A 16650-nucleotide genomic window follows, 5' to 3' on the forward strand; every position below is an offset into this window, starting at 1 on the left:
CCCGACCATTCGTGGGAACCGCCCTAACCCACCTCCTACCACCCACCCCCCATCTTGTGCGACATCGAAAGTTGGCTACAAGCCTAGTGTTGGTATAAAGGGCTACCAAGCCCCTGAACCTCACCTCGAGCAGTCCAGCTTGAAGCGGAGGCTGGGGTTGGGCGTATTGAAGGTCAGGTTGTACTTCTGCTTGATGTTGTTGGTGTCCATCTCGATGAGGAGCTTGGTGGGAGGGTCGGTGCGGCTTTGCGGGAAGTTGAGCTGGGCCGTGACAGCAGCGCCCTGGGGAATGGCTGCGTTGTAGATTTTGTCGTTGTAATCGCGTCCTAGAGCGCCCGAGTCGTTGCGTACGGTGGCGCCGTCGGCGAAGGCCAGGGTGAGGCTCGAGAGGTCTTTGAAGCCGGCGTTCCAGGCTTCCAGCGTTTTGGTGGTGGCGTTGCGGACTTCCAGGGTGACCGCCCACACCTTGAGGCCGTTCACCTCGGTCGACTCAACCTTGGTGGCCCGCGCCCGCCAGATGCCGTTAAAGAGCCACTCGTTCAGGCAGCCCTCGAGGCTGGCCCGCTGGTCGGCCCCGCCCGCCGGCGAACCGCTCAGGCTCACGGTATTGCCCGAGACCGCGGCGGTAACCCCCAGGGCCCGCAGCGCACTGAGGGGCACGTAGGTCTGCCCCCCCACCACAATGGCCTTGCTGCTCTGGGCCTGTCCGTTTACCACCAGGTTGAGCTGCCGCTGCACCGCCTGGGCCAGCACCAGGCCCAGCGCACCCACCACCACCCAAGCCAAAATTCTGCTATTCATAGCTGCTCCTTGTAGTGTCTAGGGTCTATAGTCGATGGTCGATCGTCAATAGCCTGAACCCGAGACTATCGGCAGAAAACCATCGGCGATTGACTATGAACCACTGACTATTGACTATGGACTACCGACTATCGTCATTTGCTTACGGGGCTTGCACCGTCCCCATGCCGGTTACGAAGGTGGCAGCGAGGGTACTTTTGGAAACTTGGCCCTGGGTGCCGCTATTTTCCTCCACCAGCAAATAGAAGGTCTTGGGGCCCGCACTGTCCACTGGGAATACCCGCTCGCTGCTGACAATCTGGGTATAGGTCCAGTTGGGCAAACCTCCGGGAAGCGAGATGCGCTTGTCCTGGTCAGGGCGGATGACATCGGGTTCGTTGGCCAAAGCCACCGTGAAGAGGGCGTTGCCTCCGGTGTACACGATATTGAGTTGGAGGCTGGCGCTGACCCTTACATACCCAGGCCCCGGCACGTTGATGGTCACGCTGCGACTCAAGTAGTTGGGGGAATTGGGAATGTCGGTGGTATCCGATTCCACGGTCTGTGCCACGCCGGGGAGGGCGTTGTTCAGAGCGGCAAAGTTGGCATTGACTTCGGCGGCGCGGATGGGATTACCGGCGGTGAAGGTATGGGGCAGATTGATGCCTGCCAAGGCCCACAGTCCAAGGCTAGACAGCGCGAAACCCAGCGCCAAAAAGAAGAGGTTTCTGTTGGGCATAGCGGTGCCTCACAAACGCACGTTGACCCCGCCCCGCAGGCCAAAACCGGCATTGGGGCCGTTGAAGGTGAAGACCCCCTCGAGGAAGGTATACACGTTGCCGGTGGGGAGCTCGAGGCCCGCCGCCAGGGCGAAGATGGGGCCGGTCACACCCCCGCTCGAGAACAGCAGCCCCAGGCTGGGGCCGGCGTAAATTTGCAGCGGGTCGAGGTTCAGGCTTGCCAGCGGCCCCGCGCTGACGGTGGCGGTAAAGCTGCTGCTGAGGGCGGCATCGGCCACCGCCCGCAGATGCACCGTGAGCGGGCTGGCCTGCACCAGGTTGCGAACCGTGAACTGCACATTGCCCTGTGCCGAGGAGCCCCCGCTCCCGGCGTTGAAGCTTAGGCCGCCCCCCACGCTAAACTGCTGAGCCCAGGCACACGAAAGCAGGAGCAAGAACCCGAGTATCCAGGCGTTTTTCATGCCTTCACCTCCATCAGAGCTGCTTGATGACCAGCACGTTGAACTTGGCTCCGTCAGGCATGTCAATCCCATCGGCACGGAAGATGCGCCAGCGGCCTGTGCCGCTATCATAGGAAACCCCAATGGGCGCATTGATGAAGGGATCGGCACCTGAGCTTACGTGGGTAACGATTAAGATTGCGTTGGAATTGTTATTTGTTTGGGGGTTGTCCAGCGTGGTGCGCGGGCCGTTGATGTTGGCAGCTGTTGCGGTGTGTAAGAAGGCGGGTTTGTTGCCTCTTACCCCGATGCTGCCGTCCACCAACAATGCAGTGCCCGTCGCGGTAGCTTTAGCCGAGACCCCAGCACCCGAACCACCAAGCGATTCACCCTCAACGCCGATTCCATCTGAACCCGAGGTGCCCCTGACACCCCAGCCTGTGCCGGCAACCTCTCCTTGTAGAGCGACGCTTAGCGCACCATTATTTCGCACCTTAAAGCCTGCATTGGGTGGAACATTGCTCCCAACGAGGCTTGTCCCGAAACTGGCTCCTATGGGCCGCTCCTCGAGGGCCTCCACCGCATTCCGCAAGATGGTGAAGTTCTGGTTGACCTCGCTGGCCTTGATGGGCGTGCCAGCGCTGAAGCTGGTGAGCGCCCCCACGCTCAGCGCCCAAAGCCCAGAAGCCACCATGCCTGCACCCAGAGTAAAGAAGAAAAGGTTTTTCCCGCGCATACGCCCTCCTACTGCCAGTTGGCCTGATCCCATCGGCTGTTGTCCCAGATGCCTGCATTGCCGCCGCCACCGCCCCCACAGGCCACCAGGGTGGCCAGAATTAGGGCCAGGAGGGCGAGCCGTCCAAGGGTTTGTTTCATGGGTTGCTCCCTTTGGGATGGCTTCAGCGAATCCCAAAAACCCGCCCGCCCGAGTTTCGGCAGAGCTGCTCCAGGTACTGCAAGAGCAACAGCGGGCTCTCGAACTCGAGCCGCCTGCCGGTTTCGGGGTCCAAGAGAACCGCCCGCCAGGGTTGCTGGGGCGTGGCCGGCTCGAGGTGCAGCACCAGGTCGAGCGGTTGGGGAGGCTTCGCTTCCATCGCCAGGCCAAGGCTAGCAAGGGGTGCGTCACTCGAACGTCATTGCCAGCCGGGCCCGGAGAGCCCCCTCGCCGACGCTGCGAAACCGGGCGATGCCGCCGTGCAGCGCAAGGGCTTGCTCGAGGTCGGCTCGGGCCTTAGCCCGCTCCATAAGCGCCAGCCAGGCCCCGCCTCGGCTATAAAGGACGTTTATTTTCTGGGTCTCGCTGCGGGCGGTTTCGAGGGCCTCCTGGGCCAGACGCAGGGCGGCTTTGGGGTTGTGCTGGGCCAGCTCGAGCTCGGCGTAAAGCTGTTTGACCTCGGAGGCGCCCCACTGAAGGTTTTCCGCGAGCTCTAAGGCCCGCTCCAGATCCCGCGTGGCCTCGGCGGTCTGGCCCAACCCCAGCCAGGCCTCGGCCCGCACCAACAGAGCTATCAACTCCTGGCGTTGTACCCCGCCCTGCCGGGCTTTCTGGAGGATGTCCTCGGTCTCGCCGATGGCTTTGGCGTAACAACCCTGGCCCAGGTGCACCCGCGCCCGCACCATCCCAATGCGCTCTTGCAAGAGCCAGAAGCTCGAGGGGGCCGGGCTGTGCTGCCGCATCAGGCCCTCGGCCTGCTCGATCCAGTCCAGGGCCTCGGTAGGCCGTTCCTGGAGCATCAGGGTCAGGCTATGGCAAAGCCGGGCCTCAATCTGGTGATAGGGCGTGAGGCTTTGCGCCAGCTTGAGCGCCTCGAGCCCGTCCTGGTGGGCTTCTTGCAAGAGCCCCAGGTCGCGCTGGTAGTGAGTCACAAAAACCAGCGGGTAGAAGGCTTCGGCAGGGGAAACCTCGAGGGCATACGCGTAGGCCCGGCGGCTGGCCTCCATTGCGCCGAACAGGTCGTACTGGTCGTCGAGCACCATCCCCCGGTAGAACCAGACGCTCGAGCGCTGGAGGGGTGTCCGGGCGATTTGCTGCATCTCCTCGAGCTGGGCTAGTTGTTCCTTGGGGCCGGCATGCCCGACCTGGCGGCTCAAATAAAAGCGCTGGTTGAGGGCCTCGAAGCGCTGGGGGTGTTCGGGGGGCAGATTTTCCAGGGTTCGCAAAAAGTACCCGTCGGCCTCCTGGTAGGCCCCCAAGCCGTGGGTTTGCAAGGCGGCTCTGAGCCACCACACCGCGGCCTGTTCGGACTGTCCGGCCATTTGGAAATAGCCGGCCACCAGGGCCGGGTGTACCGCCTGCTGGGCAAAGTGCTGGGCCAGGCGGGCCGAAATCAGCTTGCGGCGGTCGGGTTGCAGGGTTTCGGCAATGGTGCGGGCGATTAGGTCGTGGGTGAAGCGGTAGCCCTGGGGCGTGTTCTTCAGCAGTTGATGCTGGCAGGCCTGCTCCAGCGCCTCGCAGACCTCCCAGTCCGAAAGCGCGGTGGCCTGGGCCAGCAGGTAGGAGCCGAAGGTTTCCTCGCCGACCAGCGCTGCTACTTCCAGGCTGCGCCGCACCGCCGCCCCCTGGTGCTCGAGGCGGCCCAGGATGGCCTGGCGCACGCTGGGGGCGATGGGCAGCTCGGTGTAGTCGTGGGTAGACTCGTCGTAAGGGGTCTCCCACACGCCGCCTTCCCCCAGTCGTAGCTCACCGGACTCGAAGAGGCTACGCAGGGTCTCCAGCACAAAGAGCGGGTTGCCCGAGGTGGCCCGGTAGACCCGCTGCGGAAACAGCCGGGCTGGCCGCCCGGAAAGGTGGGCAATGAGTTCGGCCACCTCGAGCTCGCTCAGGGGTTCTAGCTCGAGCCAGACGGCCCGCTGGCCGTTACGCCAGTCTTGATAGCGACGGGCTACTTCCGGCCCCACCTCGTCGGGGCGCACCGTGACCACCAACCGAGCCGACGCCCCGCGCTGCTCCAGCCCCACCGCCAGCGCCCGGAGGCTCCAGGGGTCGCTGTAGTGCTCGTCCTCGCTGAGAAAAACCGTGCTGCCGTGGGCTTCTATTATCAACTCCACCAGCCCCGAGAAAAACCGCACCAGGGTGCTTTCGTCCAGCGGCGGCGGAGGGGTGTCCCACAACTCGGGCACCAGCCGGGAAGCCTCGAGGCGTATCCAGCTTTTTGGCTTCAGGTCGGGCTTGGTGCTCAGGGCCTGGCGCACCCAGCGGGTCATGGAAGCGTAGGGGGTTGGCCCGTCGCCGGGTTGGCCCGAGAGCGTAATGTAGGGGCCCTTGTCGGCCAGCAATTCTTTGGCCAGGCGGCTCTTGCCCACCCCTGCCGGGCCGGCGATGAGGAGGACTTTTTGGTGTTGCCAGGCCACCTCGAGCCGCTTCAGAGCGGAGGCTCGCCCTACCAGCGGCGGGTTGAAATGGGGGCTGCTGGAGCGGTTCCCACGAATAGTCGGTGCAGCGGTTTTTGCCGTACCGACTACAATACGACGCACCGCGTGCGCCTTATTGGTGGGAAACGCGATGCGGGCTTCGGGTTGCACTCGAGGGGTCGGCTTGCGCCGGCGAATCTGCTCGGCCAGGGCCTGGGTTTCCGGTAGCGGCTCTAAGGCCAGCTCCCGCTGCAACACCTCACACAGCCGCTTGTACTGTTGCAGGGCCCCCTCGGTCTGCCCGAGCAATGCATAAAGCCGCATGGCCTCGCGGTGAAAATGTTCCTGCAGCTCGTCGTGGCGAATCAGCTCCCGGTACAGCTCCAGGGCAAGCTGGATTTTCCCGCTGGCCTCGAGCTGCTTGGCCTGACCCTCGAGGGCCACCGCCCAAAGCCGCCCCAGCCGCTCGCGCCAGCGCCGGAGCCAGTCGCTGTAGGTTTCCTCTTCCAGCTCCAAGCCTTGCAAAAACTCGCCTTTGTAGGTTGCCAACGCCTCGGGCCAGTGTTGCGCCTCGACCTGGGCCAAAAAGCGCTGCACGTCCAAGCCAAAACCCACCAGCTCGAGCTGCTCGCGTCCGGCAAGGATATAGGCTCCCAAGGGGCTATTGCTCAGCCGGTACAGCGTCTGCCGCAGATTGTGCTGTCCTCGGCTCTCTGCGTGGCCTCCCCACAGCAGCTCAACCAACCGATGGCGGGGCTGGCGGCCCTCGAGGGCCAGAAAGGCCAGCAATGCAACCGCCTTGCGCGGCAGATCCAGTTCCCGATCTTCGCAGCGCAGTTTGGGAGAACCCAGTAGCTCTATTTGCAGCATGGTGTGAGGCTTTCCAGATTCAGATGGGAAACAGGCTCCTGCTGTTTGCTGCATTCAATTTAGCTAGAGGATAGCAAAGGGCCGGGTTATTTGGGGTTAAGGTAACCTTTAACCCTCCGGCTGGCCTATATGTTCTTCCGAACGCAGCGCAGCGAGGTGAGGCATCTGATGCGCTTCAGTCCCCTGGATTTGCGACCCCTGAGCACAGACTCCTCGTCGCACTGCGTGCGCCCCGGAATGACGGTGAGATTTGAAGTATCCCGACGACTTTGTTGCCAGACCACCCGTCGCCTTCCCTATTAGAACGCACCTGAGCCATCCAGGGATGCGCGGGCTTTGCGATATGATTTCTCGCAATGGGCGAGCCCCTTTTGCGACTCCAAAACATCACCAAGCGCTTCCCGGGGGTAGTGGCCAACGATGGGGTGAGCCTCGAGGTCTACCCCGGCGAGGTACTGGCCTTGCTGGGCGAGAATGGGGCGGGCAAGTCCACCCTGATTTCCATTCTGTATGGCCTGTACCGCCCCGACGAGGGCGAGATTTTCATGGAAGGTCGTCCCGTCCGGATCACCTCGCCGGTGAATGCGCTCAAGCTGGGCATCGGTCTGGTGCCCCAGCACCCTACGCTGGTGGGCCGTCACACGGTGGCGGAGAACCTGGCCTTAGGCATTGGAACCCCCTTGCTGCCGGCCCGGCGCATCGTGCCCCTGATCGAACGCATTGCCCAGGGATATGGCCTCTCCATTGACCCCCAGGCCCACATCCACCAGCTTTCGCCGGGCGAGAAGCAGCGGGTCGAGATCGTGCGGGCTTTGCTGCGGGGGGCCAAGGTGCTCATCCTGGACGAGCCCACCAGCGTCCTCACCCCACAGGAGGCCGAGTCCTTGTTCCGGGTGATGCGCGAACTGAAGGCGGCGGGCAAGTCGCTCATCTTCATCTCGCATAAGCTCGAGGAGGTGCTGGCCATCGCCGACCGCTGCACGGTGCTGCGCCGGGGCAGGGTAGTGGGCAGCCTGCCCACCCCTGAGGCCAGCAAAACCAAGCTGGCCCAGATGATGGTAGGGCACAGCGTGAGCTTTGAACGCAAGCGCGCCAATCCGCAGATGGGTGAGGTTTTGCTGCGTGTAGAGGACTTGCGGGTTCGGTCGGGCCGCAATCTCCCTGCTTTGCGGGGGGTTAGCTTTGAGCTATGCGCGGGGGAAATTCTGGGGATTGCCGGGGTTGCGGGCAACGGCCAGAGCGAGCTGGTGGAGGTGCTGGCCGGTTTGCGCAAAATGGAGGGCGGGATGGTGCGGCTGGCCGGACAGCCCCTGGTTGCCAACCCGGCCCGGTTGTTTGCCCAGGGGGTGGCGCACATCCCCGAAGACCGCATTCATATGGGCACTGTTCCCAGCATGAGCGTGGCCGAGAACCTGGCTTTGCGTTCTTTTAACCGGCCCCCCTTTACCCGTGGCCTGTTGCTCAACCCGTTTGCTTTTGCCGCCCATGCCCAGGCAAAAATCCGCGAGTATGCCGTAGCGACCCCCGGCCTGCACACCCCCTCACGCCTGCTTTCGGGCGGCAATATCCAGAAGGTGATTCTGGCCCGCGAGCTCTCCGGGCAGCCCCGCCTGATTCTGGCGGTGCACCCGACCTATGGCCTCGACATCGGGGCAACCGAGCAGGTGCACCGGGTGTTGCTCGAGAAAACCTACCAGGGGGCGGGGGTGCTTCTGGTCTCGGAAGACCTGGAAGAGTTGCTCTCGCTATCCGACCGGATTGCGGTGCTCTACCAGGGGAGGCTGCGGGGCCCCTACCCGGTGGGTCAAATCTCCCGTGAACAGGTGGGGCTTTTGATGACCGGAGGTGAGGCGTGAGGCTCGAGCCCCTGGAAAGCCCCTCCCGCTACCGCGTGCTAGGGGTCACGCTGGCCGCTTTGGGGGTGGCCTTTGTACTGGTGGGCGGGCTCTTTGCGGCCTATGGACTCCATCCGCTCGAGGCCTACCGCGCCATGCTCTCGGGTACCCTGCTAGACGCCAAGGGCTGGCAGGAAATTTTGCGCCGCAGCATTCCCTTGCTGCTCATTGGGGTGGGCCTGACCCTGGCCTTTCGCACCCAGTTCTTTAACATTGGGGCCGAAGGCCAACTGCTGCTGGGGGCGGTGTTTGCTGCGGGGGTGGCCCTGTTCGTGCCCCTGCCCCCCTGGCTCAGCCTACTGGGAATGGGGCTGGCCGGGGCTTTGGGCGGGGCGTGGTGGTGCTTGCTGGCCGCCTGGCTCAAAACCCGTCTGAGCGTCAACGAGATCCTCACCACCCTGATGCTCAACTATGTGGCCCAGTCGCTGGTGATTTTTCTGATTAACGGCCCCTGGAAGGGGAAGGATGCTCGGGGCTACATCTATTCCGACCGCTTCGCCGAGTACCAGCAGATTGCGGTGCTCCCCGGAACCAACGTCCACTGGCCCACCTTGCTTTTAGGGGTGGTGTTGGCGCTGGTCTTGCAGCTGATGCTGGTCCGCACCCCCATCGGCTTTCAGATGCGGGTGGTGGGAGAGAATCCGGGTGCGGCCCGCTACCTGGGCATCCCCGGAGGCCGGGTTATCCTCTGGGTAGCGCTGATTACGGGTGGATTGGCGGGGCTGGCCGGGGTAGGCGAAATTGCCGGCATCCACCACCGCCTAATAGAGCCGGGGCAGCTCTCCTCCGGCTATGGCTTTACCGCCATTATTGTGGCTTGGCTGGCCCGGGGTAACCCGGCGCTGGTGCTCCTCACCGCCCCCCTGATGGGCCTGATTCTGGCCGGGGGCGACCTGCTCAAGGTGAGCCTCAACATGCCCTTTCGCATCGTGGATGTTTTTAGTGGCGTTATGCTGATGTGCTTGATTGCCTCGGAGGTTTTTCTCCGCAACCGCGTGCGCTGGGGCCGGTAAAGCGCCGCTATTCTTTGACCTGAGGCACCGATATGGAAGAAATTCTAAACGCCCTCGCTCGAGCCCTCTCCTTCGGCACGCCCTTGCTCATTGCCTGTCTGGGGGCCATCCTGAACGAACGGGCCGGGGTGGTGAACTTGGGGGTGGAGGGGATGATGGCCTTGGGGGCCCTGGCCGGTTTTGCCGTGGCCTTTGGCAGCGGGGTGGGAGATGGCAACCTCTGGCTGGCCGTGCTGGCCGCCATGCTGGCCGGTGCGGTAGCGGCTTTGTTGCACGGCTTCGTTACCATCACCCTGCGGGCCAACCAGTTCGTCTCCGGTCTGGCCCTGACCATGCTGGGCCTGGGCTCGGCAGGTCTGCTAGGTAAGCGTTTCGAGGGACAGCCCCTCTTCAACCAGCCGCCCGAATGGCCCTTCACGCTGGGGGCCATTGGCCTGGCGTTGCTGCTGGCCTTTGTGTTCTACGCAACCAAAACGGGCCTTTCGCTTCGCTCGGTGGGCGAAAACCCCGCCGCCGCCGACCTGCTGGGGATCAATGTGCTGGCGGTGCGCTATGCGGCGGTGGCGGCGGGAGGGGCGCTGGCGGGGCTGGCAGGGGCCTATCTCTCGCTGGTCTACCGCCCCTCCTGGACCGATGGCATGACCGCCGGGCTGGGCTGGATTGCCGTAGCGCTGGTGATTTTCGTGGGCTGGAGCCCTCTAAGGGCGGTATTTGGCGCGGTCTTTTTTGGCCTTTTGTACTACCTTCAGTTCAGGCTGCAAGGGCAGGGGGCCATTCCCTCGGAGCTGTTTGCGAGCCTGCCCTACCTTCTGGTTATACTTGTGCTGGCTTTGTCAGGGCTGCGTGGGCAGCAGGGCAACGCCCCTGAAGCGCTGGGAAAACCCTATCGGCGGGGCGAACGCTAAAACCATGGCATCGGCCCGAAACCCACAAGGGCATGTGGGCAAGGGCAGCAGGAGGGGTTGCATGAGAAAGACTTGGTTGTTGGGCATTGTAGTGACCTTGGTTCTGGGTATGGGGATGGCCCAGCAGGCCAACCTGAAGGCCTGCTTCATTTACGTGGGCCCCATTGGCGATGTGGGTTGGACCTACGCCCACGATGAGGCCCGCCGGGCGGCAGAAAAGGCCATTCCGGGTCTTAGCACCCAGTACGTGGAGTCGGTCAAGCCGGCCGATACCCTGGCCACGGTAGACCGGCTGGTCTCGGGGGGTTGTAACGTGATTTTTACCACCTCCTTCGACTTCATGGATCCGACCCTCGAGGCTGCCAAAAAGTACCCGAACGTAATTTTTGCGCACGCATCCGGCTTCAAGCGGGCGCCCAACATGCTCACCTACATGGCCGACTTCTACCAGATTTACTACCTGAACGGCCTGATGGCCGGGGCCCTCACCAAGAGCGGCAAGGTAGGCTATGTAGCAGCCTTCCCCATCCCTGAACTCAAGCGCCATATCTCGGCTTTTGCTCTGGGGGTGCGTGCGGTTAACCCGCGGGCTACGGTGAACGTAAAGTGGATTAATGCCTGGTTCGATCCCGTCAAAGCTCGCGAAGCTGCCGAGGCCCTGATGGCCGAGGGCAACGACATTCTGGCCTTCACCGAGGACACCGCCACCGTCATCCAGACTGCGGCCCGGCGCAAGGTGCCCAGCTTCAGCCACTACAACTCCATGTATAAGTACGCCCCCGACTACGTGGTCTCGGGCCAGTTGGTGGACTGGAGCGTTATCTACATCGACATCCTGAAGAAAGTCCAGAACGGCACCTACACCCCCAATAACCTGCAAAACGTAGACTACTGGTGGCTTGCCAAGGAAAAAGCGGTCATGCTGGGGGCCCAGGTGGGCATGCCCATCAACCCCAAGTTCGAGGCGGCCCTCAAGCAGGCGACCCTGAGCGTGAGCGGCAAGCGCATGAGCGTATATGACCGGGTGATGGAGCTCTATAAGGATATCCAGAGCGCCAACCCCAGATGGGACCCCTTCACGGGCCCCATCCGTGACCGCAATGGGGTGCTGCGCGTACCGGCGGGGCGCAAGATGACCGTCAAGGAACTCAACGAAATGCAGTGGGTGGCCCCCGGGGTGGTCGGCCCGGTGCCGGACGAACCCAAATAAGCCGGACCTATCCTGCGACCAGGGGCAGACCTGCTCCTGGTTTTTTGCTGACCCCATCGCCAAAAGCCTAACGCGCTCTTCGCAGATCTAGCCGCCTGGATGGGCAGACACGGTTCTGTTCAGGACAAGGGATTCCTGGGGCGGTATCGCCCTCCGCTACGCGGATACCTTCGGCCCGGTTGATTCGTTACCGAACGGTAACGAATCAACCGAATCTGGTATGAGCGCTAAACCGCCCTGATCCCGGATGGCTCGAATTTTGCCTGGAGCGCTCTAAAGCCGAAGGCTAAAAGCATAGCAGGGGCGCACTCGCAAAGCTCAAGTTGCGATGACTTCAGGCTTACCGTTACCATGCACACAACATGAGCATCACGCTATCCGATCTCCAGTACGCAGTGGACGCAGCCATGGGCCGCCGTCCGGGAACCTTGCTTTTGAAGAATGTGCGCCTCGTCAATGTGTTTAGCCTGACCGTGCAGCCCACCCACATCCTGCTGGCCGGCCCCCTGGTGGCGGCGGTGGGCCCGGAGTATGCCGGGGCCGAGGCCCTCGAGGTACTGGATTTAGAGGGCCGCGTGGTGGCTCCGGGGCTGATTGATGGGCACGTACACCTCGAGAGCTCCCTAGTCTCGCCCGCCGAGTATGCCCGTGGCGTGGTGCCGCGGGGCGTGACCGGGGTGGTAACCGACCCCCACGAAATTGGCAACGTGGCAGGGGTAGCGGGGATTGAGTGGCTGATGGAGGCCAGCGAAGGGCTGCCGCTTGAGGTCTGGATCACGGTGCCGTCCTCGGTGCCCTCTACCCCCCTGGAAACCAGCGGGGCCACGCTGGGCCAGACCGAAATAGAGCATTTGCTGGCCCATCCGCGGGTGGTGGGGGTGGCCGAGCTGATGAGCTTTCCGGCCATTCTGGCCGCTGATGCACACGAACTAAGCAAGGTACTGCTGGCCGAACGCTTCCGCAAGTCGCCCGAGGGCCACGCCCCCACCCTGACCGGGCGGCCTTTGCAGGGCTACCTGGCCACCGGTATCGCCTCCGACCACGAAAGCACCACCCTGGAGGAGGGCAGGGCCAAGCTCGAGGCAGGTTGCTTTCTGATGGTGCGCGAAGGCTCGACTACCCGCAACCTCGAGGCCCTGGCACCGCTCCTGAAACCCCAGTACGCCGACCGCATCGGGCTGGTGACCGACGACCGGCTGCCTTCGGACTTGCTGCGCGAGGGGGGGGTGGATTTCCTGGTGCGCAAGGCCATTGCCTTGGGAGCAGGCCCTGCCTATGCCATTCGCGCCGGAAGCTGGAATGTGGCCCGCCACTACCGGCTTATGCGCCGGGGTGCGGTGGCGCCGGGCTTCCAGGCCGATTTGGTGGTCCTAGACGATTTGCAAACCTTTCAAGCCGCCCAGGTTTACCAGCGGGGCCGCCTGGTGGCCGAGCAGGGGCGGCTCCGGGTTGAGCTGCCCAAAACCAGGGTCTCGGCGGCGGTTTCCGGCACGGTCAAACTACCCGCACTGCGGCCCCAAGACCTGCGGATTCCGGCTTTTCCCGGCAAGGCCCGGGTGGTGCGGGCCATTCCCCACCAGGTACTGACCGCCGAGGAGCATACCGAGCCGACCGTGCGCAACGGAGAAGTAGTGGCCGACCCCGCGCGCGACCTGGCCAAGCTCGTCTGCCTCGAGCGCTACGGCAAAAACGGCCAGATCGGTAAGAGCCTGGTAACGGCCTTTGGGCTGCAAAAAGGGGCGCTGGCCTGCACGGTAGGCCACGACCACCACAACCTGATGGCGGTAGGGGTCTCGGATGACGATATAGTGACGGCGGCTCAGAGGCTTCAGGCCCTGGGTGGGGGCATGATTGCCGTGGCCGACGGCGAGGTGCTGGCCGAGCTGGCCCTGCCCATTGCGGGCCTGATTACCGACGAGCCCTTAGAACAGGTCAACGCCAAGCTACAGGCCCTCGAGGCCGCCGCCCGGCAACTGGGCGTCACCCTGCCCGATCCCTACATGGTGCTTTCATTCCTGGGCCTGGCGGTGATTCCCGAGCTTCGCCTGACCGACTACGGGCTGGTGGACGTGCACAAGGGAACCCTGGTGCCGCTGGCGGTCGAAAGCTGAAGGCTAAAAGCCCAAAGCAGTTTTCAGAAAAAACAGGCAGTCCCCCCTGCTCCCGGTGCAGGGGTGGCCCGAGTGTAGGGCTGGTTAGAATAGTGCGGCATGATCTTAATATTGCGTGGCCTGGTGGTTCATACGCCCAAAAACCCTTTTCGCGAGACCAGTGCGCTGCAAGCCTTTTCCGATGGTGGGCTGGCGATTGCCGAAGGCCGGATTGCGGCTGTGGGCAGTTTTGCCGAGGTGGCCCGGCAGTTTCCTGGTGCACGGGTGCAGGACTGCCGCGAGGGGATCTTGCTGCCGGGGCTGGTGGATACCCATGTGCATTACCCGCAAACCCGCGTAATCGGGGCCATGGGCTACTCTTTGCTCGACTGGCTGGAAAAGCGCACCTTGCCTTTAGAAGCCCAGCTTGCCGACAACAAGCTGGCCCGCGAGCTGGCCCGGGAGTTCGTCAAGCTGCTTCTGCGCAACGGCACCACCACGGCCCTGGTGTTTGGCTCGCACTTCCAGGGGGCCACCGCCAACCTTTTCGGAGCCGCCCTGGACGCAGGGCTTCGTGTTATAGCCGGCCAGGTCTGCTCGGATCGCCTGCTGCTGCCCCAACTGCACACCACCCCCGAGCAGAGCTACACCGAGCAAAAAATGCTCATCCGGCGCTTTCATGGCCGGGGCAAGCTGCGCTACGCGGTTACACCGCGCTTTGCGCTCTCGGCTTCGGAGGCTATGCTCGAGGTCTGCCAGACCCTTCTGCAAGAGCACCCCGACCTGCACTTCACCACCCACCTCAACGAGAACACCGAGGAGATACGTACCGTGGCGGAGCTTTTCCCCTGGAGTAAAAACTACCTCCAGACCTACGATCGCTTTGGCCTGGTAGGGCAGCGTTCGGTGTTTGCCCACAACGTGCACCCTACCGAGCCAGAACTGCAGCGGCTGGCCGAGGTGAGGGCTGCCGTGGCTCACTGTCCTAGCTCCAACGCCTTTATCGGCAGCGGCATCTTTCCTATGCATCGTCACCTGCGTTTCGGGGTGCGCTTTGCGCTGGGTTCGGACGTGGGGGGTGGCACCGGATTCAGCCTTTTGAAGGAGGGTCTTACGGCCTACATTGCCCAGCGCTATGCCCAGGACGGTGTGAACCTGACCCCCGCCCACCTGCTCTATCTGGCGACCCAGGCGGGCGCCGAAATTCTGGGCCTGGGCGAGGAAGTCGGTAGTTTTGCGCTGGGCAAGGCTGCCGATGTGGTCTGGCTCAAGCCCGAGGAAAGGAGCACCCTGGAAGTCCATTTCCGTCAGCTAGACTCCGTGGAGCAGCTACTGGGGTCGCTCTTCACCCTGCATGGCGAGGCCAAGGTACACAAGGTCTGGCTCGAGGGCCGGGAAGCCCCCCTGGACTGATGGTATGTTGAGCCGCATGGAACAGGTCTATGTGCTTCCAGCAAAGGCGTTCCCGCCTGCAAGGGATACCCTTATTCCCCTCGAGCCCGAACTGCTCAAGAGAATCGAACTTGAGGGCTTCTTCATGGAACGCGCACAGGCTGAAGAAGACCCCCGCTACCGGCAGATCATCCCCTACGCCCTGGTGCGCTACCAGGCCCGCCACTTTCTGATGCGGCGCACCCGGGGAGGCGGGGAGGCCCGTTTGCATAACCTCTACACCCTTGGGGTGGGCGGCCACATCAACCCCCAGGACCAGCGCGGCCCGGAGGCCAGCCCCTTGCTGGAGGGTCTGCGCCGTGAGCTGCTGGAGGAGGTAGGGGTGCGCCGCTACAGCGCTGAGCCAGTGGGCCTGATCGTGATGTCCGATACGCCGGTCAGCTGCGTGCACGCGGGTGTGGTGTTTGTAGTGGAGTCTGAAGACGAGCCCCGGGTGCAGGAGGCGGAAAAGCTCGAGGGCCGTCTGGCTGCTCAAGCCGATATTCAGGCGATTTATGAAGGGCTCGAGGGCTGGTCGAGGTTGATAGTGGACTGGCTCAGGGCTCTATATTCTTGAAGGCTAAAACTTCAAGCGCATCCTGACGATTGCCATTGCAACTGATACGTCGCGGCGCAGACAAAGTTCTGACAGAATAACCAAACTTCTTGTACAGAACATAAATTCGGTCGGTAAGTTGATTGGAAATAATCACGGGCCCGCGATGTGGCTCCAAAAACTCAACCAGCCTAACCTGGTCTGCCCACGAGAATCCCCCTGGGCTGTAGTGAGTAAACTCGACATCGTATGGAGGGTCAGCATAGACAAATGAATCAGAGTCGAACTCCATTTTGCTGAAGTCACCAGATGTGAACTCCCATCCACGGAATGTTTGTTTGTAAGCGGTGAAATCTGTTTGATAATTGATAGTTTTGTATTTACCGAAGGGAACGTTGAATTCACCTGAAGCGTTAAAGCGACAAAGGCCGTTGTAGCCAGTGCGGTTGAGATAGTAGAACAGTGCTGCGGCTTCTGCTGTATCGGCTTTACCTTCTCTGATGAGCCGGTTGAAACGGGCACGGTGAGATAGGTAGATGTCCCTGTCATAAACTAAGGGAATATCTATGTTCAAACCACGGCGAACCCACTCATAAAAGTTGATAAGGTGGTAGTTGGCGTCATTAAGTAACGCTTTCTCTGGTAGTAAACCCAGCGTTACGCCCATTCCGCCTACGAAGGGTTCTACGAAGATGCGGTGGCGGTGAATGCGCCAGTAGGGTTCTAGATGCTTTACCAACCAGCGCTTTCCTCCGGCCCACTTCAGAAGGGGTGATAGACTCATCCGAAATAATGGTTCAGCTACCATGTATCTCCCTAGTCTCTGCAAAAAAATCGCTTAAACCAGAGGTCTGCGTATTCTTCACGCACGAACCCTTCTACCATTGCCCACCTTTCATATGACTGGCGAAATCCTGCTCCGGCAAATACCACAATGGAATGAACGCCAAGCAGCCGGTCTCGTTTGGCTTCTTCCAGAGCCCTGAACAATTTGTCTTCTGCTGAGCCGCTGGTTTTTTGTTCCTTACATTCGATGTAAAGATAGGGCTTGAGATCGTTTTTGTCTTTTTTTAGGACAGCAATGTCAATCCTCCTCTCAGCTTCTCGAATAGCGCTTCCAAGAGGGGATAAATATTCAGACTCAATCACGTATTCATCGAGCTCACAATTTTTGAGAGTTTGCTCAAGAAGGTTCTTGATGCGCTCACGTAAGCGTGCCGACATGCACAGAGTTTATGATCAAAACTGTTTTCTGACTAGTTCATCTGAAAAGAGCATAATGAATGGTGACATTTTTGGCTGGACTAGCTACGTAACTTGTTATAAACTTTGACTCGGTATAAAAATAATCTGCGATGGCAGGTTACCT

General features: G+C 61.8%; 16 protein-coding genes. 7 read left to right on the forward strand and 9 right to left on the reverse strand.

Annotation, left to right across the window (positions count from 1 at the left end):
* Window positions 1-120: 120 nt before the first annotated feature.
* From Q0X23_RS15910 to Q0X23_RS15940, 7 genes are all read right to left on the reverse strand, one after another.
* On the reverse strand, window positions 121-801 hold the full coding sequence (locus tag Q0X23_RS15910; protein WP_297861264.1) for a hypothetical protein: 681 nt from the start codon (window positions 799-801) through the stop codon (window positions 121-123).
* A 142-nt stretch (window positions 802-943) separates the two neighbouring features.
* Complete coding sequence (locus Q0X23_RS15915; protein ID WP_297861265.1) at window positions 944-1519, reverse strand: hypothetical protein; 576 nt, start codon at window positions 1517-1519, stop codon at window positions 944-946.
* Window positions 1520-1528: 9 nt separating this feature from the next.
* Complete coding sequence (locus Q0X23_RS15920) at window positions 1529-1981, reverse strand: hypothetical protein (RefSeq protein ID WP_297861266.1); 453 nt, start codon at window positions 1979-1981, stop codon at window positions 1529-1531.
* Between the two features lie 13 nt (window positions 1982-1994).
* Complete coding sequence (locus Q0X23_RS15925; RefSeq protein ID WP_297861267.1) at window positions 1995-2696, reverse strand: hypothetical protein; 702 nt, start codon at window positions 2694-2696, stop codon at window positions 1995-1997.
* An 8-nt stretch (window positions 2697-2704) separates the two neighbouring features.
* Entirely contained in the window at window positions 2705-2836 is a 132-nt protein-coding gene (locus Q0X23_RS15930) for a hypothetical protein (RefSeq protein ID WP_276309747.1), read from the reverse strand.
* A gap of 23 nt (window positions 2837-2859) precedes the next feature.
* Window positions 2860-3054, reverse strand: a complete 195-nt coding sequence (locus Q0X23_RS15935; RefSeq protein WP_119340998.1) for a hypothetical protein — start codon at window positions 3052-3054, stop codon at window positions 2860-2862.
* 28 nt (window positions 3055-3082) lie between these two features.
* Window positions 3083-6181 carry a BTAD domain-containing putative transcriptional regulator gene (locus Q0X23_RS15940; protein WP_297861268.1) on the reverse strand — a complete coding sequence of 1033 codons (3099 nt, stop codon included), beginning with the start codon at window positions 6179-6181 and terminating at the stop codon, window positions 3083-3085.
* Window positions 6182-6537: 356 nt separating this feature from the next.
* Here Q0X23_RS15940 and Q0X23_RS15945 point away from each other — a divergent pair, with 356 nt between their 5' ends.
* From Q0X23_RS15945 to Q0X23_RS15975, 7 genes are all read left to right on the forward strand, one after another.
* Window positions 6538-8037, forward strand: a complete 1500-nt coding sequence (locus Q0X23_RS15945; protein WP_297861269.1) for an ABC transporter ATP-binding protein — start codon at window positions 6538-6540, stop codon at window positions 8035-8037.
* Window positions 8034-9089, forward strand: a complete 1056-nt coding sequence (locus tag Q0X23_RS15950; RefSeq protein WP_119342496.1) for an ABC transporter permease — start codon at window positions 8034-8036, stop codon at window positions 9087-9089. Before Q0X23_RS15945 ends, Q0X23_RS15950 begins: the two co-directional genes overlap by 4 nt.
* A gap of 32 nt (window positions 9090-9121) precedes the next feature.
* Complete coding sequence (locus Q0X23_RS15955; RefSeq protein ID WP_297861270.1) at window positions 9122-9994, forward strand: ABC transporter permease; 873 nt, start codon at window positions 9122-9124, stop codon at window positions 9992-9994.
* Between the two features lie 61 nt (window positions 9995-10055).
* Entirely contained in the window at window positions 10056-11204 is a 1149-nt protein-coding gene (locus Q0X23_RS15960) for a BMP family ABC transporter substrate-binding protein (RefSeq protein ID WP_297861271.1), read from the forward strand.
* A gap of 362 nt (window positions 11205-11566) precedes the next feature.
* A complete protein-coding gene (gene ade, locus Q0X23_RS15965; RefSeq protein WP_297861272.1) occupies window positions 11567-13315 on the forward strand; it encodes an adenine deaminase in 1749 nt (582 codons plus the stop codon).
* 99 nt (window positions 13316-13414) lie between these two features.
* A complete protein-coding gene (guaD, locus tag Q0X23_RS15970; RefSeq protein ID WP_297861273.1) occupies window positions 13415-14707 on the forward strand; it encodes a guanine deaminase in 1293 nt (430 codons plus the stop codon).
* 4 nt (window positions 14708-14711) lie between these two features.
* A complete protein-coding gene (locus Q0X23_RS15975; protein ID WP_297861274.1) occupies window positions 14712-15302 on the forward strand; it encodes an NUDIX hydrolase in 591 nt (196 codons plus the stop codon).
* Here the strand turns inward: Q0X23_RS15975 and Q0X23_RS15980 are convergent.
* Both Q0X23_RS15980 and Q0X23_RS15985 read right to left on the reverse strand, forming a co-directional pair.
* Complete coding sequence (locus Q0X23_RS15980; RefSeq protein WP_297861275.1) at window positions 15283-16089, reverse strand: Dam family site-specific DNA-(adenine-N6)-methyltransferase; 807 nt, start codon at window positions 16087-16089, stop codon at window positions 15283-15285. The genes Q0X23_RS15975 and Q0X23_RS15980 overlap by 20 nt on opposite strands.
* An 8-nt stretch (window positions 16090-16097) precedes the next feature.
* Complete coding sequence (locus Q0X23_RS15985) at window positions 16098-16505, reverse strand: PD-(D/E)XK nuclease superfamily protein (protein WP_297861276.1); 408 nt, start codon at window positions 16503-16505, stop codon at window positions 16098-16100.
* Window positions 16506-16650: the final 145 nt, after the last annotated feature.

It is taken from the genome of Meiothermus sp., assembly GCF_026004115.1.
Classification (GTDB): domain Bacteria; phylum Deinococcota; class Deinococci; order Deinococcales; family Thermaceae; genus Meiothermus.

Bases quoted from the DNA above. Each gene is read 5' to 3' on its own strand.
- Q0X23_RS15910 (WP_297861264.1), bottom strand. From the start codon at position 801: ATGAATAGCAGAATTTTGGCTTGGGTGGTGGTGGGTGCGCTGGGCCTG.
- Q0X23_RS15955 (WP_297861270.1), top strand. From the start codon at position 9,122: ATGGAAGAAATTCTAAACGCCCTCGCTCGAGCCCTCTCCTTCGGCACG.
- Q0X23_RS15940 (WP_297861268.1), bottom strand. From the start codon at position 6,181: ATGCTGCAAATAGAGCTACTGGGTTCTCCCAAACTGCGCTGCGAAGAT.
- Q0X23_RS15920 (WP_297861266.1), bottom strand. From the start codon at position 1,981: ATGAAAAACGCCTGGATACTCGGGTTCTTGCTCCTGCTTTCGTGTGCC.
- Q0X23_RS15930 (WP_276309747.1), bottom strand. From the start codon at position 2,836: ATGAAACAAACCCTTGGACGGCTCGCCCTCCTGGCCCTAATTCTGGCC.
- guaD (WP_297861273.1), top strand. From the start codon at position 13,415: ATGATCTTAATATTGCGTGGCCTGGTGGTTCATACGCCCAAAAACCCT.
- Q0X23_RS15980 (WP_297861275.1), bottom strand. From the start codon at position 16,089: ATGGTAGCTGAACCATTATTTCGGATGAGTCTATCACCCCTTCTGAAG.
- ade (WP_297861272.1), top strand. From the start codon at position 11,567: ATGAGCATCACGCTATCCGATCTCCAGTACGCAGTGGACGCAGCCATG.
- Q0X23_RS15985 (WP_297861276.1), bottom strand. From the start codon at position 16,505: ATGTCGGCACGCTTACGTGAGCGCATCAAGAACCTTCTTGAGCAAACT.
- Q0X23_RS15935 (WP_119340998.1), bottom strand. From the start codon at position 3,054: ATGGAAGCGAAGCCTCCCCAACCGCTCGACCTGGTGCTGCACCTCGAG.
- Q0X23_RS15960 (WP_297861271.1), top strand. From the start codon at position 10,056: ATGAGAAAGACTTGGTTGTTGGGCATTGTAGTGACCTTGGTTCTGGGT.
- Q0X23_RS15925 (WP_297861267.1), bottom strand. From the start codon at position 2,696: ATGCGCGGGAAAAACCTTTTCTTCTTTACTCTGGGTGCAGGCATGGTG.
- Q0X23_RS15915 (WP_297861265.1), bottom strand. From the start codon at position 1,519: ATGCCCAACAGAAACCTCTTCTTTTTGGCGCTGGGTTTCGCGCTGTCT.
- Q0X23_RS15945 (WP_297861269.1), top strand. From the start codon at position 6,538: ATGGGCGAGCCCCTTTTGCGACTCCAAAACATCACCAAGCGCTTCCCG.
- Q0X23_RS15975 (WP_297861274.1), top strand. From the start codon at position 14,712: ATGTTGAGCCGCATGGAACAGGTCTATGTGCTTCCAGCAAAGGCGTTC.